This window comes from Streptomyces barringtoniae, assembly GCF_020819595.1.
GTDB lineage: Bacteria > Actinomycetota > Actinomycetes > Streptomycetales > Streptomycetaceae > Streptomyces > Streptomyces barringtoniae.
The window spans coordinates 1-343 of the sequence record NZ_JAJHNP010000123.1; the positions used below are offsets into that span (position 1 = coordinate 1).

Below are 343 nucleotides of genomic sequence, written 5' to 3' on the forward strand. Positions count from 1 at the left end.
GGAACGCACGGTCACCATGCACGGCATCGCCACCACTGTGCCCGAGCACGGCCGCGACCTGGGCCCGCACCAGGTCCAGCAGTTCCTTCTCGCGTTCGACGTCACCGAGGTCGGCCAAGCGGTCGGCGAGCGACGACGAGTCGCGCACGGAGTGCTGCTGGTCGTTTTCGGCGCGGGAGGCCTCCGACGACGCCTGGACGAGCCGCAGTTCGTCGAGGAGTGTGCTGGGTCGTACGGCGGTGAAGCCGGACGCGAAGCGTTCCCAGTCCAGGTCCACCACACACAGCGCCGGATCACCGAGCTCACCCAGGCCCACAGCCTGCTCCAGCGCCCGCATCGCCAG

1 protein-coding gene is annotated in these 343 nt (G+C 69.7%); it reads right to left on the reverse strand.

Going from position 1 to position 343, the window contains the following annotated elements; translation table 11 throughout:
• Positions 1 to 343, reverse strand: a 343-nt coding sequence (locus LMU33_RS41005; protein WP_228627222.1) for an acyl carrier protein, incomplete at both ends; no start/stop codon positions are given.